Annotated in this window: 19 protein-coding genes and 1 tRNA gene; 11 read left to right on the top strand and 9 right to left on the bottom strand. The window is 57.4% G+C overall.

The window, feature by feature from the left end; translation table 11 throughout:
- Window positions 1-32 precede the first annotated feature (32 nt).
- Genes AC0V60_RS01525 through AC0V60_RS01515 form a run of 3 tightly spaced genes read left to right on the top strand, consistent with a single transcriptional unit; the run spans window position 33 to window position 2958 of the window.
- Window positions 33-1127, top strand: coding sequence for a VIT domain-containing protein (locus AC0V60_RS01525; RefSeq protein WP_486176797.1), 1095 nt, complete (start codon window positions 33-35; stop codon window positions 1125-1127).
- Window positions 1128-1132: 5 nt separating this feature from the next.
- Window positions 1133-2305 (top strand): VWA domain-containing protein, encoded by a 1173-nt coding sequence (locus AC0V60_RS01520; protein ID WP_486176796.1) that lies wholly within the window; start codon window positions 1133-1135, stop codon window positions 2303-2305.
- Window positions 2305-2958: a sortase domain-containing protein gene (locus tag AC0V60_RS01515; RefSeq protein ID WP_486176795.1), complete on the top strand. Its 654-nt coding sequence runs from the start codon at window positions 2305-2307 to the stop codon at window positions 2956-2958. The genes AC0V60_RS01520 and AC0V60_RS01515 overlap by 1 nt, the downstream gene beginning before the upstream one ends.
- Here the strand turns inward: AC0V60_RS01515 and AC0V60_RS01510 are convergent.
- Entirely contained in the window at window positions 2955-4304 is a 1350-nt protein-coding gene (locus AC0V60_RS01510) for an amidohydrolase (RefSeq protein ID WP_486176794.1), read from the bottom strand. The two genes, AC0V60_RS01515 and AC0V60_RS01510, sit on opposite strands and share 4 nt — an antisense overlap.
- 120 nt (window positions 4305-4424) lie before the next feature.
- On the opposite strand from AC0V60_RS01510, the gene mtgA reads away from it, so the two are divergent.
- From mtgA to AC0V60_RS01490, 4 genes are all read left to right on the top strand, one after another.
- Complete coding sequence (gene mtgA / locus AC0V60_RS01505) at window positions 4425-5105, top strand: monofunctional biosynthetic peptidoglycan transglycosylase (RefSeq protein ID WP_486176793.1); 681 nt, start codon at window positions 4425-4427, stop codon at window positions 5103-5105.
- A 165-nt stretch (window positions 5106-5270) separates the two neighbouring features.
- Window positions 5271-5861 carry a sigma-70 family RNA polymerase sigma factor gene (locus tag AC0V60_RS01500; RefSeq protein ID WP_486176792.1) on the top strand — a complete coding sequence of 197 codons (591 nt, stop codon included), beginning with the start codon at window positions 5271-5273 and terminating at the stop codon, window positions 5859-5861.
- Window positions 5858-6667: an anti-sigma factor gene (locus AC0V60_RS01495; RefSeq protein ID WP_486176791.1), complete on the top strand. Its 810-nt coding sequence runs from the start codon at window positions 5858-5860 to the stop codon at window positions 6665-6667. The genes AC0V60_RS01500 and AC0V60_RS01495 overlap by 4 nt, the downstream gene beginning before the upstream one ends.
- A gap of 149 nt (window positions 6668-6816) precedes the next feature.
- Window positions 6817-7383, top strand: a complete 567-nt coding sequence (locus AC0V60_RS01490; protein WP_486176790.1) for a fasciclin domain-containing protein — start codon at window positions 6817-6819, stop codon at window positions 7381-7383.
- Window positions 7384-7615: 232 nt separating this feature from the next.
- On the opposite strand, the gene AC0V60_RS01485 is transcribed toward AC0V60_RS01490, so the two are convergent.
- From AC0V60_RS01485 to AC0V60_RS01470, 4 genes are all read right to left on the bottom strand, one after another.
- On the bottom strand, window positions 7616-8308 hold the full coding sequence (locus AC0V60_RS01485) for an aspartate/glutamate racemase family protein (protein WP_486176789.1): 693 nt from the start codon (window positions 8306-8308) through the stop codon (window positions 7616-7618).
- 12 nt (window positions 8309-8320) lie between these two features.
- Window positions 8321-8674, bottom strand: a complete 354-nt coding sequence (locus AC0V60_RS01480; RefSeq protein WP_486176788.1) for a hypothetical protein — start codon at window positions 8672-8674, stop codon at window positions 8321-8323.
- 57 nt (window positions 8675-8731) lie between these two features.
- A complete protein-coding gene (gene clpX, locus AC0V60_RS01475) occupies window positions 8732-9997 on the bottom strand; it encodes an ATP-dependent Clp protease ATP-binding subunit ClpX (protein ID WP_486176787.1) in 1266 nt (421 codons plus the stop codon).
- A gap of 218 nt (window positions 9998-10215) precedes the next feature.
- A complete protein-coding gene (locus AC0V60_RS01470; RefSeq protein WP_486176786.1) occupies window positions 10216-10941 on the bottom strand; it encodes an ATP-dependent Clp protease proteolytic subunit in 726 nt (241 codons plus the stop codon).
- A 127-nt stretch (window positions 10942-11068) separates the two neighbouring features.
- On the opposite strand from AC0V60_RS01470, the gene AC0V60_RS01465 reads away from it, so the two are divergent.
- Window positions 11069-12643: an amidase gene (locus AC0V60_RS01465; RefSeq protein ID WP_486176785.1), complete on the top strand. Its 1575-nt coding sequence runs from the start codon at window positions 11069-11071 to the stop codon at window positions 12641-12643.
- Between the two features lie 69 nt (window positions 12644-12712).
- On the opposite strand, the gene tig is transcribed toward AC0V60_RS01465, so the two are convergent.
- Both tig and AC0V60_RS01455 read right to left on the bottom strand, forming a co-directional pair.
- Entirely contained in the window at window positions 12713-14308 is a 1596-nt protein-coding gene (gene tig / locus AC0V60_RS01460) for a trigger factor (RefSeq protein ID WP_486176784.1), read from the bottom strand.
- Window positions 14309-14379: 71 nt separating this feature from the next.
- Window positions 14380-14464, bottom strand: a tRNA-Leu gene (locus AC0V60_RS01455).
- Between the two features lie 150 nt (window positions 14465-14614).
- Here AC0V60_RS01455 and AC0V60_RS01450 point away from each other — a divergent pair.
- Window positions 14615-14914: a DUF3297 family protein gene (locus AC0V60_RS01450; RefSeq protein WP_486176783.1), complete on the top strand. Its 300-nt coding sequence runs from the start codon at window positions 14615-14617 to the stop codon at window positions 14912-14914.
- 37 nt (window positions 14915-14951) lie between these two features.
- On the opposite strand, the gene AC0V60_RS01445 is transcribed toward AC0V60_RS01450, so the two are convergent.
- Window positions 14952-15533: a CHAP domain-containing protein gene (locus tag AC0V60_RS01445; protein ID WP_486176782.1), complete on the bottom strand. Its 582-nt coding sequence runs from the start codon at window positions 15531-15533 to the stop codon at window positions 14952-14954.
- Between the two features lie 191 nt (window positions 15534-15724).
- Here AC0V60_RS01445 and der point away from each other — a divergent pair, with 191 nt between their 5' ends.
- Together der and AC0V60_RS01435 are read left to right on the top strand one after the other, a co-directional pair.
- Window positions 15725-17164 carry a ribosome biogenesis GTPase Der gene (der, locus tag AC0V60_RS01440; protein ID WP_486176781.1) on the top strand — a complete coding sequence of 480 codons (1440 nt, stop codon included), beginning with the start codon at window positions 15725-15727 and terminating at the stop codon, window positions 17162-17164.
- Window positions 17161-17646: a DUF2721 domain-containing protein gene (locus AC0V60_RS01435; protein ID WP_486176780.1), complete on the top strand. Its 486-nt coding sequence runs from the start codon at window positions 17161-17163 to the stop codon at window positions 17644-17646. The genes der and AC0V60_RS01435 overlap by 4 nt, the downstream gene beginning before the upstream one ends.
- Before the next feature lie 75 nt (window positions 17647-17721).
- On the opposite strand, the gene bfr is transcribed toward AC0V60_RS01435, so the two are convergent.
- On the bottom strand, window positions 17722-18201 hold the full coding sequence (bfr, locus tag AC0V60_RS01430; RefSeq protein WP_486176779.1) for a bacterioferritin: 480 nt from the start codon (window positions 18199-18201) through the stop codon (window positions 17722-17724).
- Window positions 18202-18248 lie beyond the last annotated feature (47 nt).

Below are 18248 nucleotides of genomic sequence, written 5' to 3'. Positions count from 1 at the left end.
GAGATAGCGAACTGAGATGAATGGAGGCTTACATGCGACGAATTGCATTTGGTGTTGAGGTGTTCCCAAACCGGGATGCCGTGGTGGTGATGGGTGTTTTGGGCGCGCTTGCGCTGTGTGCGGTGACGGCAGTGTCGCTGAGTTCACGCGCCGGGGCTGCCCCCGCCCCTCACAGTAGCGCCAGTAATAGCGGGCCCACGCTGCCTCAAGCTGAACGGGCAAATTTCACGCCTGCCACCTCTGAAGGCGGCCTGATGCTGCGCAGCTCCGATGCCAAAGGCGTTGCAACTAACGTCCCCGCCGTGCGTCTGGGCACAGATATTGTCGCGGATGTTTCAGGGCAGACCGCCCGCGTGACCGTGACACAGGCCTTCCGCAACACATCGCAGGACTGGATGGAGGCGACCTACCTCTATCCTCTTCCCGAAGACGGCGCGGTCGACACGCTTCAAATGGTGGTCGGCGACCGCATTTTCTCCGGTAAGATCAAGCCTAAAGAAGAGGCGCGCGAAATCTATGAGGAAGCCAAGGCAAACGGCCAGAAGGCAGGCCTTGTCGAACAGCACCGGCCTAATATGTTTCGCAACTCCATCGCCAATGTGGGTCCCGGCGAGACGGTTCTGGTGCAGATCGAATTCCAAGCGCCTATCAAACAGATCAAGGGCGACTATTCGCTGAGGATGCCTTTGGTGGTGGGCCCGCGCTATATCGCTGGCACTGGAAATGCTGGCGGCTCGCGCGGTGGGTCTCTGGCCCGTGCTGCGCTGCTTGCAGGTTCGAGCGATGTCCTAGCGCCCACGGCTGATCCCAAGATGGTCGCCCGGGCTGGCAGCGGGCTCAATCCCGTTTCGATCACCGTAAACCTTGAACCCGGTTTCACCGCTCGGGATATCTCGAGCCCCTATCACGCCGTCAATGTCGCAGGGGAAGGCAAGACGCGCACGGTCACACTCAAAGATGGCGCAGTGCCCGCCGATAAGGATTTCGAGCTGCGCTGGAGCGCGGGCGATGAGGCTCCGCAGCTCGGCCTGTTCATGCAAAAACATGGAAGCCTCGACTATGTGATGGCGACAATAACTCCCCCAAGTGTCGAACGTGTGACCAGTGCAGCCCCCCGCGTGAGATGATCTTTGTGATCGACAATTCAGGCTCGATGGCTGGCGATTCCATGCCCGCTGCTCGCCGCAGTCTTCTTTATGCGCTGGAAACCCTGCGCCCGCAGGACCGCTTTAATATCATCCGCTTCGACCACACGATGGACGAATTGTTTGTGGGCGCTGTGCCTGCAAACGAAGAGAATATCGCTTTGGGCAAAAGCTTTACCCATGGACTTGAGGCAGAGGGCGGCACTGAGATGCTTCCGGCATTGCGAGCAGCCTTGAACGCAGTTCAAAGCAAAACGCATCTTCGCCAAGTGATCTTTATGACCGATGGCGGGCTGTCCAACGAAGCAGACATGATGCGCGAGATCAGTCAGAACCGCGGCAACTCCCGTGTGTTCATGGTCGGTATCGGCTCTGCGCCCAACAATTACTTGATGAGCCGCATGGCAGAGGCAGGGCGCGGAACCTTCACCAATGTGGGGTACGGCGGCGAGGCGGAACTGCAGATGCACCGCCTTCTTGATCGTCTGAGCAAACCCGTTGCCACGAACATAACTGCGAGCGTTTCCGGAGGTAATATCGTCTTTACCCCGCGCAATTTGCCTGACCTTTATGCAGGTGAGCCGCTGGTTCTGCTGGGCCGGACCAAGCATCTTCAAGGCACTTTAACGGTCAGCGGGACCACCGATGGCAAACGCTGGAGCAAGCGTGTCGATCTCACCAATGCGTCGCAAAGTGAGGTGGTCGCCAAGCTTTGGGCTCGCCGCCGGATCGCGGAGGTCGAGGCTGAACGATATTCAGGCGAGACCTCATATGAGCGCGCTGATGCTTCGATTGAGGAGCTGGGGATGGACTTTCACCTCGTCACCAGCCGCACCAGCCTGATCGCGGTTGATGAAACGCCAAGCCGCCCTGATGGTGCACCGCTGTTGCGTGAAGAGCTGCCGCTGCTTCTGCCAGCAGGATGGGATTTTGACCGGCTGTTTAGCGTGCAGTTTGCTAATGGTTCGCGCGAAATGCCTTCGCATGGGCGTGAAGAGCGTCAGCGCTTGGAGCTCCCAAACACCTTCACCGGGTATCAGCTCACTCTGGCGATTGGCCTTGCCCTTCTCCTCGCCGGTTTGGGCGGTGCCGTCTGGTGGCGGCGGGAGATGAAGGCCAGCATGGGCAAAGGTCAGCCCCTCCAACTGGCGCGCGTGTGATGCTGGCAGCTCACCCCCATAAACTTGTCCCCCATGAAGGGCGCGTATATCAAAAAGGAGCTTTCCCGCGCCCCCTTCCCTTCATCATCATCGCAGCGCTGTTCTTGAGCGGCGCTGCGATTACCGCAAAGGCGCTCTACATCCCGCTGAAGGCTGAAGTTGCGCAGGTGCTGCTCACCCGCGCCTTTGACCAAAGCGTCAAAACGGGCGCCCCGGTCAAACCCTGGAGCTGGGCCGACACCGCCCCAATCGCCCGCATTACCGTGCCGCGCCTCGGAGCAAGCGAGGTGGTGCTTTCAGGCGGATCGGGCGAGGCCATGGCATTCGGGCCCACCGCGCTGGTCAATTACCCGGCTCGGGGGTTGACCGTCTTAGCCGCTCACCGGGACACGCATTTCGAATTTGTCCGCGATCTGCGAAAGGACGATGTAATCACCTTTGAACGCATCGACGGCAGCCGCGCCCGCTACCGTGTTACCCATATGGAGACGCTGCGCTGGGACGAGTTTACCCACCCGCATGACGGGCGTGCCTTTAGTGATGGGGGCCTGCTTGCCCTCACCACCTGTTATCCTTTTGGAAGCAGCACGCCCGGCCCCTTGCGCCGCGTGGTCTGGGCCGAACTGTGGGCCGAGCGTGTTTCTAAACCTTAGCTTGAAGGCGCTAGATCAAGCACCGCTGCAATCATCGCCCGCGTTCCCAAAGTGACGCTGGGGCGCGGGGCGACTTTGAACAGCGGCGAGTGGTGACTTGGCACCGCAGGGCCGCCATTGGCCGCTGCATCGAAAGCGGCCTGAGGCGTTCCGCCCACAGCGAAGTAATATCCCGGCACGCCCATGTCCTCGGCAACGAAGTATGAGAAATCCTCTGCGCCCATACCTTGTTGACGAAACTCAAGGAAGCTGTCTTCGCCAAGATCGCGCTTCATCACGCCGTTGAGGCGTTTTGCCAAGGCTACGTCATTGTATGTTACCGGCGTTCCCTCACTCACGGTCACCTCCACCGGCATATCTTCAGGAAGCCCGTGCGCCTTGCCTGTGTTCACCGCGATGCGCTTGATGCTCTCCAGCAATTGCGCGCGCACTTTCTCATCATTGGCGCGAACGGTAAGCTGGAGTTCGGCAAGGTCTGAGATGATGTTGTGTTTTGAGCCCGAATGAAATGATCCAACGGTGATCACAGCAGGTTGAAGCGGCTGAACCTCGCGGCTGACGATGGATTGCAGAGCAGTGACGATTTGGCTGGCGATATAGACCGGATCGCGCCCAGCATGCGGGCTTGCGCCGTGGGCACCAATGCCGGGCACCTTGATATCGACGCTGTCAGCGCTCGAATATTGGATGCCTTCTGCAGCGGACACTTTGCCGGTCGGCAGGACCGAGGTGACGTGGAAGGCGAGAGCATAATCGGGCGTGCCAAAGCGTTCATAAAGCCCGTCTGCCAGCATGGCCTTGGCCCCGCCCACGCGTTCTTCGGCTGGCTGTACGATAAACATGACCGTGCCCGACCACTTATCTTTCATTTCCACCAGCTTGCGCGCGGTGCCGACGAGAGAGGTGATGTGCACATCGTGCCCGCAGGCGTGCATAACCGGATATTCTTTGCCGTCCTGTCCCACCTGCGTCGCGGTCGAGGCGTAATCGAGGCCAGATTTCTCCAGCACGGGGAGCCCGTCCATATCAGCCCGCATCAAGATCAGCGGGCCGTCGCCATTTTCCAGCATGCCCACAACGCCGGTTCCGCCAACGCCCTCGGTCACTTCGACCCCGGCATCGCGCAGCTCCTGCGCCATGCGTGCAGCGGTCGCGTTCTCGAGGAAGGACAGTTCAGGATTGCGGTGGAAGTGCAGGAAAAGCGGGGCGAGATAGCTGTCAAAATCGGCCTCTACCGCCGTTTTAATCGCCCCATGATCAACCGCGTGATCGTCAGCGATTGCGGTGGCAGAAGCGCCCGCAATCGCAAGGGCAATCGCGGCGGCGGCGGTGCGGATAAGCGTCATGATGATTTCCCCGGTTGTCGTTTCCTCCCATCAAGCATGCCGCCAAGCCGGGTGCAAGGCCGACTATACAAATTGGCCCGTACAATTGCGCGTTCACCCCAAGCTTCCTAAATTGCCCCCATGAAGCGCATCGGCACCATCACCGCCCGCATTTTGGCCAAGATCATCTTATGGTTCGTGGGGGTGAGCCTCCTCTTGGTTATCGCGTTCAAATGGATCCCAGTACCGCTGACTGCGACCATGGTAATGGATGAGCATTCGATCACGAAAGACTGGGAGGCGCTCGGCAACATCGACCCAAATCTGGTCTATGCTGTTATCGCCGCAGAGGATGCAAAGTTCTGCGAACATTGGGGTTTCGACACCGAGGCCATCGAGAAAGCCGCCCTCGAGAACGCCAAAGGAGGCCGCATTAGAGGCGGCTCTACCATAAGCCAGCAAACCGCCAAGAACGTGTTCCTGTGGCAAGGCGGCGGTTACTTCCGAAAGGCGCTTGAGGCGTGGTTCACCTTCTGGATCGAGGCGGTTTGGGGCAAAGAGCGCATTATGGAAGTCTACCTTAATGTCGCAGAGACCGGGATCGGCACATACGGCGCAGAGGCTGGCGCACAGCGGTATTTCGGGCACTCAGCCGCGCGGCTTTCCCCTGATGAAGCCAGCCGAATGGCTGCTGCCCTACCCTTGCCCAAAAAACGCTCAGTCAAAAACCCCGGCGGCTGGCTCGCCCGGCACGGTAACCGGATCGAGCGCGATATAGGCGATATCAAAGCCGGCGGTCTCGCCGCATGCGTCTATGAATAGGAACCTTTTCAAACGCTAACCGCTTCTAAGCCATGGGCGAATTGCAATTGACGCAAGGATTGACCTTCAGCACGCCCAGTGCTCAAGGAGCCCAGGTGAGGAACGTTTACACAGTGCGATGTCAGTCAACATTGTCTAATTATGGCGCGGTCAAAGGGCATAGCCATGGCTGATGGCCGCGACGATCCCTCAGCGAACATCGCGCGCGAACGTCTTCGCGCCGCAATGGCACGCCTCGCAGATGGCGAGAGCAGCGCGCTAGAGGAGATATACGAAGCAACACGGGTGAAGCTTTTCGGAATTTGTCTGCGTATCTTAGGCGATCAGAAAGAAGCAGAAGACGCCTTGCAAGACGTTTACATCAATCTTTGGCAGAAAGCCGACCGGTATGATCCGGAGAGAGCAAGCCCAATCTCGTGGCTCGCAACCTTCGCGCGCAACCGGGCGATTGACCGTCTTCGCACCGGTAAAGTGCGCGGCGGCGCGGTGCCTGTGGATGAGGCCTTGCCTTTGCCCGACAACGCCCCTTTGGCTGATGCCTTGTTGGTGGATGCTGAACAGTCTGCGCAAATTCACAAGTGCATCCAAGGGCTTGATGAGCGCACGCAAACGCACATCCGCAGCGCGTTTCTCGATGGTTTCACCTATGCTGAGCTTGCAGACAGGGCAGACGTTCCGCTTGGCACGATGAAGAGCTGGATCCGCCGCGGTTTGCAGAAACTGCGCGCCTGTTTGGAGGCGAGCGAGGCGGTATGAGCACCGACAAGCCCCCCTTCGAGGATACGCCCTTCGAGGATGCGCCCTTCGACGATTCTGGGCGCGATGATCCGATGCGGGCCGCCGAGCACGCGCTTGGCCTTCTTGAGGGCGAGGAACTGCTTACATCGCGCGGCAAAATCGCCAACGAAGGCATCTATGCTGCCCGCAAAGATTGGTGGGACAATTGGTTCGCGCCGTGGAGCGATGAAATCGCCGGCGCCGAGCCAAGCGATGCGGTTTGGGCGCGGATTGATGCTCAGATGAAAGCCATGCAACCGCCCGGCGGCGCTGAGGCGGCGGGCTCCAATGTTGTTGACCTGACCGCGCGGCTTAGGCGCTGGCAGTGGACAGCCGGGATCACTTCGGCAGCAGCGGCAATTATGCTAGCGGTCACGGTGTTCAGCCCTGGAAGCGAACCGGGTACGATTGCTCCGTCGCAGGACAATCCTGTGCTGGCAGCTTCCGATCCGCTTGTCGCGCAGGTTCCTATCGGTGACACCGGCCTACGCCTTGATGTGACATATATCCCTGAAAGCGAACGGCTTTTGGTAGGAGCGATCGGTCTTACCGCTGACGGCGTGCACGATCATGAGCTTTGGCTGGTCCCTGCCAATGGCGGCGATCTTCAGTCTCTGGGCGTCGTGGTGCCGGGTGAAGTGCTGAGCCAAGAGTTGGCCGCCGAGATCACCGCAAACATGGGTGACGGCGTCGGCCTCGTGCTCACTCGCGAGCCTATTGGCGGCAAGCCTGAAGGCATGGACGCAGGGCCTGTTGTGGCTGAGGGCGCTTTGAAACAGGTTTGATCACCTGATACCCAAAAGAAAAATGCTCGCAATTCCAGCCATTTCTTGAAATTTTCATAAAAAATTTTCTGTTGTTGCATCCGCAATCAAAAGCCTTGCGTAATTTTCAGTGCAAGACTGGGAGGGCTTGCATCAACTGGAGATCCCTTATGTCCAAGAATTTCAAGACCTTCCGCAAAGTTATTCTCGCTGCGGTCGCCGCGACCACTGGTATTGTTGCAGCAAGCACAACCCCGCTCGCCGCACATAAGCAGCGCGCTGCTGAAACACCCAATATCGTTCAGACCGCACAAAGCACCGGCGTCCACGACACGCTCGTGACCGCCGTTCAAGCAGCAGGTCTTGTGGATACACTCTCCACGCCGGGCGCCTTCACCGTTTTTGCCCCAACCGACACAGCTTTTGCAAAATTGCCCGATGGCACTGTAACCTCCCTCGTGAAGCCTGAAAACAAGGAAACCCTCACCGGCGTACTAACCTACCATGTCGTTGGCGGCCGCATCACGAGCGAGATGATCCTTGGATACATCGACGACAGCCGCGATGGGATTGCCCGAATTCAAACCCTTGCCGGCGGCATCCTCGAAGCGCGGCTCTCTGGTGACAACATCGTGGTCACCGACGCGAAAGGCCGCACGGCCGCTGTCACTACCGCCGATGTGAGCACCTCGAACGGCGTTATCCACGTAACCGATGGAGTGTTCCTCCCGGGCTAATTCATTACCCCCAACACCCGCAATCGGCTCTTTCCTGTCCCCCTCCCGAAGAAAAGAGACGTTTGCATCTGCCCCGCCTGGCTCTCCCCACGAGCCAGGCGGGGTTTTGCGCTTTTAGTGGTTACGCTCGCCCATCCGGGCGAGCATCCTCGCTAGACATCCTCCGCTGCGCTGCGGACCCGCTGCGGGCGCGCAGTCACGCTTGCGGCTGCTAAGCAGCTGTTTGTTGAGTTTAACTTAGCGCAAAATCTACAGCCGCATCCGCATGCAGCTTGGTGGTGTCGAAGAGTGGCACCGCGCTGTCACTCTGGTCGATCAGCAGGCCGATTTCAGTGCAGCCAAGGATAACGCCTTTTGCCCCTTCATCCACTAGCCGAGCGATAATGTCGCGGTACGCCTCACGCGATGCATCCTGCACATGGCCCGCAATCAGTTCTTCGTAGATGACGCGGTGGACCTCGGCACAGTCGTTATCCTTGGGTACGATCACATCAAGGCCGTGATATTCCTCTAAGCGCTCGCGGTAGAAGGGCTCTTCCATGGTGAAAGCCGTGCCCAGCAGCGCAACCTTCGTGATCCCGGCATCGCACACCGCGTCCGCTGCACAATCAGCGATGTGGAGAAACGGCAGGTCCGTGGCCCCCTCAACCGCGTCCGCAAGCTTGTGCATGGTGTTGGTGGCGAGGACCACGCAGTCTGCCCCGCTCGCCTCAAGCGAGCGCGCGCTGTCCGCCATGATCTGCGCTAGCTCATCCCATTCGCCCGCAGCCTGAAGTTCAGCAATGGGACCGAAATCGAGGCTATTCAGCAGGATTTTGGCTGAATGTGCGGGCGCTACGCGGTCACGCACACCGCGATTGATCAAAGCATAATATTGCGCCGAGCTTTCCCAGCTCATGCCGCCGATGACGCCGATGGTTTTCATAGGATCCAAGGGTTATGAGCGCGCCCAACGATTGAGTCGCCAGAGTGTAAAACCGTGCAATACAGCGAAAGCAGCGATGGTGAGAATGGCCCACATATCGAGCATTGACCGCATAGTCTCGTACGTCTCATCGTACTTCGGCAAGCCGCCGAGCAAATAGCCTGTAAATGCCATCATCCCAAGCGCAACCATGGGCGTAAGCCAGACATGAAAAAAGCGAGAATGCTCTTTCGCGCTGTCCATATCGATACTGAATGGACTTGGCATTCTTGGGTGCTCCGCAAATGCAAGCTGCACCCACGCTGAAAAAAGGAACAGCGCGGCCACAACAAAGAAGGCCCCAATAACTACAGAATCAGAGATCATGGCCCAGTACTTACGACTGGGCAGTAAAGTTTCTGTGAAACAACAGCCTCTGCTGCTTTAAGCCGCCTCTTCCTTCGCCTCTTCGCCGCCGTGAACGCGCACGGGGTCTTTTTTGCCGCCGACCACATCCTCATCGATCACAATCTCGGTCACGCCTTCCATATCGGGAAGGTCAAACATCGTATCGAGCAAGATGCCTTCAACGATAGAGCGAAGACCGCGAGCGCCGGTCTTACGCTTAATCGCGCGCTCCGCGATGGCTTTTAGGGCTTCGTCGGTGAAGCTAAGCTCCACATCTTCGAGCTCAAAGAGCTTGCGATATTGCTTCACCAAGGCGTTCTTCGGCTCTTGAAGGATTGTGACCAGCGCATCGACATCAAGATCGTGAAGCGTTGCGATCACTGGCAGACGGCCAACGAATTCGGGGATCAGACCGAATTTCAGAAGATCCTCAGGCTCGCTCTTCTCCAAAAGCTCCCCAATACGGCGCTTTTCTGGGTCGGCGACATGCGCGCCAAAACCGATTGAGCGTTTCTGTAAACGGTCGGCGATAATCTTATCTAACCCTGCAAACGCGCCGCCGCAGATGAACAGGATATTGGTCGTGTCCACTTGCAGGAATTCCTGCTGTGGGTGCTTACGCCCGCCTTGTGGAGGCACAGATGCGGTGGTGCCCTCCATGAGCTTCAGCAAAGCCTGCTGCACGCCTTCACCCGATACGTCGCGGGTGATGGACGGGTTTTCGGCTTTGCGCGTAATCTTATCGATCTCATCGATGTAAACGATGCCGTGCTGAGCTTTTTCGACGTTGTAGTCGGACGCCTGAAGCAGTTTGAGGATGATGTTCTCAACATCTTCGCCAACATAACCCGCCTCGGTCAGAGTGGTTGCATCGGCCATGGTGAAGGGTACATCAAAGGTGCGTGCCAGCGTTTGTGCCAGCAGCGTCTTACCCGTGCCGGTTGGACCAACCAGCAGGATGTTCGATTTCGCCAGTTCAACTTCGCCCGCTTTACCGGAGTGCTTCAAACGCTTGTAATGGTTGTGAACCGCAACCGACAGATTTCGCTTGGCGGATTTCTGACCAATCACATAATCGTTAAGCGTTGCGAAGATTTCGGACGGGGTTGGAACCTCGCCCTCTTTCTTGCCAGCGATCCCGGCTTTGGTTTCTTCGCGGATGATGTCGTTGCAAAGTTCAACGCATTCATCGCAAATGAACACCGTGGGTCCAGCGATAAGCTTGCGCACTTCGTGCTGCGACTTCCCACAGAAGCTGCAGTAGAGGGTGCTTTTGCTGTCAGATCCGCTCAATTTGGTCATTCCTAAAGTTCCTCGAATCCGCGCTCGCCTTCACCAAAGACGCGCCAACGGATTCGGCGAGTGTATCTAGCTGTCCACATGAATCAACACATGGCGCAGTATTTTTGATCCGCAATGCCGATATTAGCGCCCAAATAATGGACATGGCATTAAGTTTGGCATCCATTTGCTGCCTTCACGTCCCGCAATGGGGCGCAGAGCCGGGCTAAGGTTACCGGTTATTCTGGTGCGCCGCCGGAACCCTTGTCATCTGTTCCAACGCTGCCTTCGCCGGTTTCATCGCCAGCCTCAGGACGTGTCTCAAAGACCTTGTCAACCAAGCCAAATTTCTTAGCCTCTTCAGCCTCAAGGAAGGTATCGCGGTCCATCTTGGCCTCGACCTCATCAAGGCTCTGGCCGGTGTACTTCACATAAAGGTCGTTCAAACGTGTGCGAATGCGCAGGATTTCGCGGGCCTGAATTTCGATATCAGACGCCATACCGCGCGCACCGCCCGATGGTTGGTGCACCATGATCCGCGCATTTGGCAGAGCAACACGCATGCCCGGCTCACCCGCTGCCAGCAGGAACGAGCCCATCGACGCAGCCTGACCGATACACACGGTGGAGACACGCGGCTTAATGTATTGCATCGTGTCGTGGATCGCCATACCAGCGGTCACCACGCCGCCGGGCGAGTTAATATACATGCTGATCGGCCTGGATGGGTTTTCGCTCTCGAGAAAGAGCAGCTGTGCAACGATCAACGATGCCATGTTGTCTTCAACCTGACCCGTTACGAACACAATCCGCTCACGCAAAAGGCGCGAGAAGATGTCGAATGCGCGCTCACCGCGTGAAGATTGCTCGACGACCGTCGGCACCAAAGCGCCGGTCACTGGGTCATGTCCAAATTGGCCTTGCGAGCCGAAAGTTTCGCCGGAATTGCCAAACAGGTCGATCATCGAATTGTGTCCTCATCCAAAGTGTTGCCAGAAGGCCTGGCCGCCTATGTCGGGCGCAAGGCCGCAATGTTCAAGGGCGTTAACTTTGCTCTTGGGCAAAAGCTTCAAAAGTGCGAGGTTCGCGCCCATGAAAAAATCACTTGTCTCGCTTCTCGCGATATCGCTCGCCATTGGCCCAGTTTCTCTCAATGCGCAGGAGGCAGCGCCCAAAAACACAGCGCCCAAAAATACAGCGCCCAAAAATACAGCGCCCGAATATGACGCGGTTAAGGAAGTCGGCGAGCAGGTTGAGCGCATCAAGAGATACAATGACGGTGAAGACGGGCTCAATGCGGTCATCACCTATTCCTATACCGCCGGCTTCAAAGCGCGCGAGATGTCCGATATCGGCATTTTGCGCGGGCGCACGGTGCTTGTGAAGGACAATATCGAAACAGAGGAATTTCCGACCACGGCAGGAAGTCTTGCTCTGCGTCACAATTTCACCCGCCGCGATGCTCCCCTGATCGCCAATATGCGCGCGGCAGGCGGAGTGGTTCTGGGAAAAGCGAATTTGTCAGAATGGGCGAATATCCGCTCGAACAGCTCAACCAGCGGGTGGAGCGCTGTGGGAGGGCTTACTCGTAACCCTCACGCCATTGACCGTAATTCCTGCGGCTCTTCGTCCGGAAGCGGGGCAGCGGTTGCGGCAGGCTTTGCTTGGGGTGCGATCGGCACAGAGACCAATGGTTCGATCACCTGCCCTGCCTCCATCAACGGAGTGGTCGGGTTCAAACCCAGCGTTGGCATTATAAGCCGCACCCATGTGGTGCCGATATCCAGCACGCAGGATACCGCAGGGCCGATGACCAAGACAGTGTATGACGCTGCTTTGCTGCTTACTGCGATTGCTGGTGAAGACGCGGGCGACAGCGCCACCGTGAATGCAGTTCGGGTGAGCGACTACACGGCGGGCCTCGGCGATTATCCCCTAGATGGCGTGCGCATGGGCGTTATGCGGGGTCAAATCGGTGACAACGATCAGGTCGAAGACGTGTTCGCCACTGCTCTTGCCGACCTTGAACGCGCTGGCGCGGTGCTGGTCGATATCGAACACGAAGTGAACACCGAAATGTTCGGCAACAGCTTCACCGTTCTATTGTACGAACTGCGCGAAGAGATGGGCAAATATCTTGAGAGCATTCCAGCCATTGGAGGCGGCCCCGGCGAAACCGATAGCGACATTGCGCCGCGTTCACTCGCCGATCTAATCGCATTCAACAAAGAGAATGCCGAGACTGAAATGCGCTGGTTTGATCAGGGGCTTTTTCAGGCAGCAGAAATGACGACCGACCGCGAGGCTTACGAAAAGGCGCGCGAGACGGCTGTGCGGATCGCAGGCAAAGAGACGCTCGACATGCTGTTTGCCAAACACGATGTTGCCTTTCTCGTCGCCCCTACGCGCGGACCCGCCTGGATGAGCGACCTTGTACTGGGCGATCAGTTTAATGGCTCGATCGGGTTTGGCTCACCGGCTGCCATCGCAGGCTACCCCCACCTCACAGTGCCGATGGGCCAAGTAGAGCGTTTGCCGGTCGGGATCAGCTTCTTTGGAGCCAAATGGGCCGATCATGATGTGCTCAAAGTGGGCGCGGCGTATGAGCGGGCTCGCAGCGCCAAGCTGCCGGAGCCAAGCTTCAAGCGCTGGTCGCCGGAAGGCTAAAACGAAAAGGCCCCACCTGGATTATTCCCAGTGCGGGGCTTTCGAATTTCTAACCTTTGGTACGCAAGATTACTTCTTAGCAGCGGGCTTCTTTGCTGGAGCCTTTTTGGCGGGCGCCTTTTTCGCAGCTGGCTTTTTCTCAGCCGTTTTGGCAGCAGGCTTTTTCGCCGGAGCTTTTTTAGCAGGAGCTTTCTTGGCCGCTGGCTTTTCATCAGCGTCCTTAGCAGCTGCCTTTTTGGCCGGTGCCTTCTTAGCAGGTGCTTTCTTCGCCGCCGGTTTCTTGGCCGGAGCCTTCTTCTTGGCAGGCACCTTCTTAGCCTTAGCCGCTTCAGCTTCTTCGTCCGCTTCAATCGCGGCTTGAAGCTCTTCAACGGTCACTTCACGCTCGGTCACGTCAGCTTTATCGAAGAGGAAGTCGACGACTTTGTCTTCGTAAAGCGGCGCGCGAAGCTGAGCTGCGGCCATTGGGTCCTGCTGAATGTACTGCATGAAGCGTTCGCGATCTTCCTCGCGGTATTGCTGCGCTGCTTGCTGGATCAGCATTTGCATTTCTTGCTGGCTGACCTCGACATTGTTCGCCTGACCAATCTCGGAAAGCAGGAGGCCAAGACGCACACGGCGCTCAGCGATTGTTTTATAGTCATCCTTTTCAGCTTCGATCTCTTTGATCGCTGCTTCGGGATCCTCTTCCTTAGCCGCTTCCTGCTGGAGCTGAGCCCAGATTTGCTCAAACTCAGCGTCAACCATTTGGCTCGGCACTTCGAAGTCGTGACCGGCGGCAAGTTGATCGAGAAGCTGGCGCTTCATCTGCGTACGGGTGAGACCAGCGGTCTGCTGCTCAAGCTGACCCGACATGATCTCTCTAAGCTTGTCGAGACTGTCGAGGCCTAAGTTCTTAGCAAACTCGTCGTCGATCTTAGTCTCGGTTTCGACCTTCACCGCCTTCACGGTGATGTCGAAGGTCGCTTCTTTTCCAGCGAGGTTTTCGGCTTGATAATCTTCGGGGAAGGTGACGGTGATGGTTTTCTCATCACCGGTCTTCGCACCCACCAGCTGCTCTTCAAAGCCAGGGATGAATGCACCGGATCCAATGACCAGCGCTGCGTCTTCGGCCTTGCCGCCTTCGAATTCTTCGCCGTCAAGCTTACCAACAAAGTCGATGATCAGCTGGTTGCCGTCAGCCGCTTTTTTAGTTTTGGCTGCATCCTTATAGCTCTTGTTCGAGCCTGCGATGTTCGCAATCGCCTCTTCAAGCGCTTCATCGCTTACCGGCACGATCAGCTTTTCAAGCTTCAAGCCATCAGTGCTAGGCGCTTCAACCACTGGGAGCACTTCAAGCTCAACCGTGACTTCAGCGTCTTTGCCTTCTTTATAATTCTCGCCAAGAGCAACCGAAGGCTGCATCGCAGGGCGAAGCTCTTCTTTGGCGATCATTCCGTCGACCGATTCGCGAATCATGTCGTTCACGGTCTGGCCGTGGATCTGCTCGCCGTGCATCTTTTTAACGAGATTTGCAGGAACCTTGCCTGGACGGAAACCCGGCATCTTAACCTGCGGCGCGATCTTCTTGATCTCAGCTTCGATCTTGTCAGCGATTTCAGCCGCCGTGATGGTGATCAGATAGGCGCGTTTGAGGCCTTCGTTTGTGGTCTGCTTGATAGCCATGAGATTGTTACTTTTAGCCTTTGCGAGCAAGAATTTCGTAGTTCGAAAGGGCATCCACACAAGGGCGAAGGTGGTGCGGGCGAAGGGACTCGAACCCCCACATCTTGCGATACCAGAACCTAAATCTGGCGCGTCTACCAATTTCGCCACGCCCGCATGCCCAGACGAAGCCGCGCGGCAAACCGGATAGGTTCCCCGCGCGCGTCAGACGGGCCCTCTATAGGCACATGCACAAAAGGGCAAGCGGCAAAGAGCGCGGCGAAGCACGCTTGTTTCGTGATGCAGAGGTGATTATGGGCGCATTGCATGAGCGAAGAAACACCAAACACCGATAACGCAAATGACGTTCCGCCAGACCACCTCTCGGTCAACCCGCGAAACAGCGCTTTTAACGCAGACGTGCTTCAGCGCGGCGTAGGCATCAAGTTCAAGGACCGGGTGCGCACCGACATCGAGGAATACTCGATCTCAGAAGGCTGGGTCCGGGTGCAAGCGGGCAAGACCGTCGACCGCAAAGGCAATCCTTTGACGATCAAGCTGAACGGCCCGGTCGAGGCATGGTTTGAAGACCTTGGCGACGAACCACCTGTCGCGAAAAAGGGCTAAGCGCCCCTTTGATCGTCTTCAGTATCGCGAAAATGCCTTAGCGGCCGAATTTCGCAAAGGCGTTTTGGAATTCTCGTGACGGGTTCGCTTTCACAGGTCCCCGCACGCGCGGCATTGCATGCTGCGGCCTGGACATAGCATCGCCATAAATGAAGCCTGCAAGCGGCCATTTGGTGCGTCCCGGTGCCTGGATCGGGTCGTACCAAACGCGCACCTGGCTCCAGTCGTTGTTTGGCGACACATCAATCGCTGGCACATTGCGCTCAACCTGTCCGCGCTTTCCGTTAATTTCTGACCAATTGGCGTGGGTCAGGCGCACGGTGCGAGAATCGATTACTTCGCTGACATAAGCAACATGGCCAAGGCGCATATTGCGATGCGGTTTGAACACCATGACGGCGCCTTTTTGCGGGCGCTTGCCACGTGCATATTTGCCGTCTGCCTGATCCCACCATGTACGCGCGTCGCCGTAAATCTTGATACCAGACAACTCGCGGGCGTAAGGGACGCACTGCAAGTAGCTCGAACTTTGCGCGGCAGCGGGGGCAGGTGCAAGAACGACAGATGTGCTCGCCAGAGCAATGCTGGCAGCGATGAAAGGTTTAAGGTGGCAATTCATAATTACCCCTAATGATGGGGTAATCTTGATATGGCCCTTTGGATAAGGGTTAATACCGAGTTTACGACGTTTCGCTTTTCGAAAGGCCGTGACATGTGCGGGGCGCGACATTTATGGGCTGGGCGGCGACAAAACTTGCTTATTCGCCCGCGAGAGGCCACTTGGCGGCCACACCATTAGGCACCCGTTCAATGAAATCCGTCCAAAAGCCAACAGTCATCATCATCGGCCGCCCCAATGTGGGTAAAAGCACGCTGTTTAACCGGCTCGTGGGCAAGAAGCTTGCGCTGGTCGATGACCAGCCTGGCGTCACGCGCGACCGCCGTTTGGGTGATGCCGAGATCGCGGGGCTTCAATTCACGGTTGTCGATACCGCCGGTTGGGAGGATGAGAACGAGCTCACCTTGCCCGGACGCATGCGCAAACAAACAGAAGCCAGCCTGGAGGGCGCCGATGCCGCGATGTTTGTCGTGGACGCGCGGGCCGGGCTCACCCCGCTCGACAATGAGATCGCGCGGTATTTGCGCGAACACGACGTCCCAATTGTTCTGGTCGCCAACAAAGCAGAGGGGCGCCTTGGCGAGGCAGGCGTTTTGGAAAGTTATGAGCTTGGTTTCGGCGAGCCGCTCGCGGTTTCCGCTGAACACGGCGAGGGTATCGCGGACCTTTTCGGAGGGCTCTGGCCGATCATCGGTGAAAAGGCCGATGCGGCGGAGGCTGCTGCAAATGCGCCGTTGGAAGAGGACGAAGAGGCCCCGCTTGGCCCGCTTAAGCTCGCTATTGTGGGACGCCCTAATGCGGGCAAGTCGACCCTCATCAACCGATTGCTGGGCGAAGACCGCCTGCTGACCGGCCCCGAGGCAGGGATCACCCGCGATTCGATTGCGATTGATTGGGAGTGGAGTGATCCCAAGACCGGCGAGGCCCGCGAAATCCGTCTGATCGACACCGCAGGCATGCGCAAAAAGCGCAATGTGACTGAGAAGCTTGAGAAGCTCTCGGTCGCTGATGCAAGGCGCGCGGTGGATTTTGCCGAAGTGGTGGTGTTGCTTCTCGATGCGACGCAGGGGCTCGAGCACCAAGACCTCAAGATTGCCGCGCTCGCGCTTGAAGAGGGCCGCGCATTGATGATTGCGATCAACAAATGGGACGTGGCCGAAAACGCCTCCTCGCTTTTCAACGGGATTAAAGCAGCGCTTCACGATGGCCTCGCGCAGGTTCGCGGGCTTCCGGTATTCTCTGTCAGCGCCAAGACCGGTAAGGGCCTCGACACGATGCTGGGAGCGGCATTCACACTGCGCGACAGCTGGTCCAAACGCGTGCCTACTGCGGCGCTCAATCGCTGGTTCGATGACGCACTCGCTGCCAACCCGCCGCCAGCACCCGGCGGCAGGCGGATTAAACTGCGCTACATCACACAGGCAGGCACCCGCCCTCCCCGCTTTGTAGTGTTCGGATCGCGGCTCGATGACTTGCCAAAAAGCTATGAGCGCTATCTGATCAACGGCATCCGCTCGAAATTGGGCTTTGAAGCCGTGCCCGTGCGCGTGACGTTGAAGTCGCCTAAGAACCCCTACAACGCCAACCGCGGAGGCGGGGGCAATTACTCAAGCGGGACGCAGAAATCGTGATTTTGGATGTCTTGGCAAGCGGGGTTGCAAGCGAGGTCTTAGAGCAGGCTGCATCGACATCGCGCGTGCGCGAGGCGGTGGAACTTAGCCTTGCGCCTGCGTTTTTGCTGGTGGGGATCGGCGGGCTTCTCAATGTTATGATGCAACGGCTCGTGTGGCTTGCTGGACGCATTGAACGCATTTGCGTCAACTCCACTTCGCCCACTCCCGATTTTCTGAGCCGTCTACCGTTTGAAGTCGAAGTGGAATGGCTGTCCAAGCGCCGCCGGCTCGTGCGTATTGCGATCAAGTTCTCAACCGCAGCCGCCGCTGTGATCAGCCTTGTGATCGCGCTTTTGTTCGTCTCTGCGTTTATAAAGCCCAATATCGGTGTGCTCGTCGCGGTTCTTTGGGTCACCACGATCGGGCTTTTGATCACGGGGCTTGCCTATTTCTTGCGGGAATCGCTCATGGCAGCCGACAGCCCCCGAGAGAAAAATTAGCGGGAAGAAGTAGCGCTCTAACAGAAAAGGCGGAGCACCCCTGCCCCGCCCTTCCGTAACTCTAATTGAGCAAACTCACTCGCCCACAGCTTTTGAATTGAGCTGGACGTAGTTTTCGAGTCCCATGCGTTCGATCATATCGAATTGTGTCTCAAGAAAGTCCACGTGCTCTTCCTCATTATCCAGGATGCTTTCGAAAAGCTGACCTGATGTGAAGTCTTTCACCGAATTGGCATATTCTGCAGCCTCTCGAAGCAGCGGAATCGCGTCTTCTTCGAGCGCCATATCAGCCTTGAGGATCTCCTCTACCGTCTCACCCACGCGAAGGTTGTGGATCGCCTGAAAATTTGGAAGCCCGTTCAAGAAAAGGATACGCGCCGCTAGCTTGTCGGCGTGCTCCATCTCTTCGATGGATTCCTTGCGCTCATATTCGGCGAGCTTGGTCACACCCCAGTCGTCGAGCACGCGGTAGTGCAACCAATATTGGTTGATCGCGGTAAGCTCGTTAGTGAGAGCCTTGTTCAAAAATTCGATGACTTTGGGGTCGCCCTTCATGGGTAAATATCCTCTATATTAAGACGCTGATTGGCCATCAATATAGG

It is taken from the genome of Erythrobacter sp. S259, from assembly GCF_057364965.1.
This window is presented reverse-complemented; position numbering and strand designations above follow the sequence as displayed.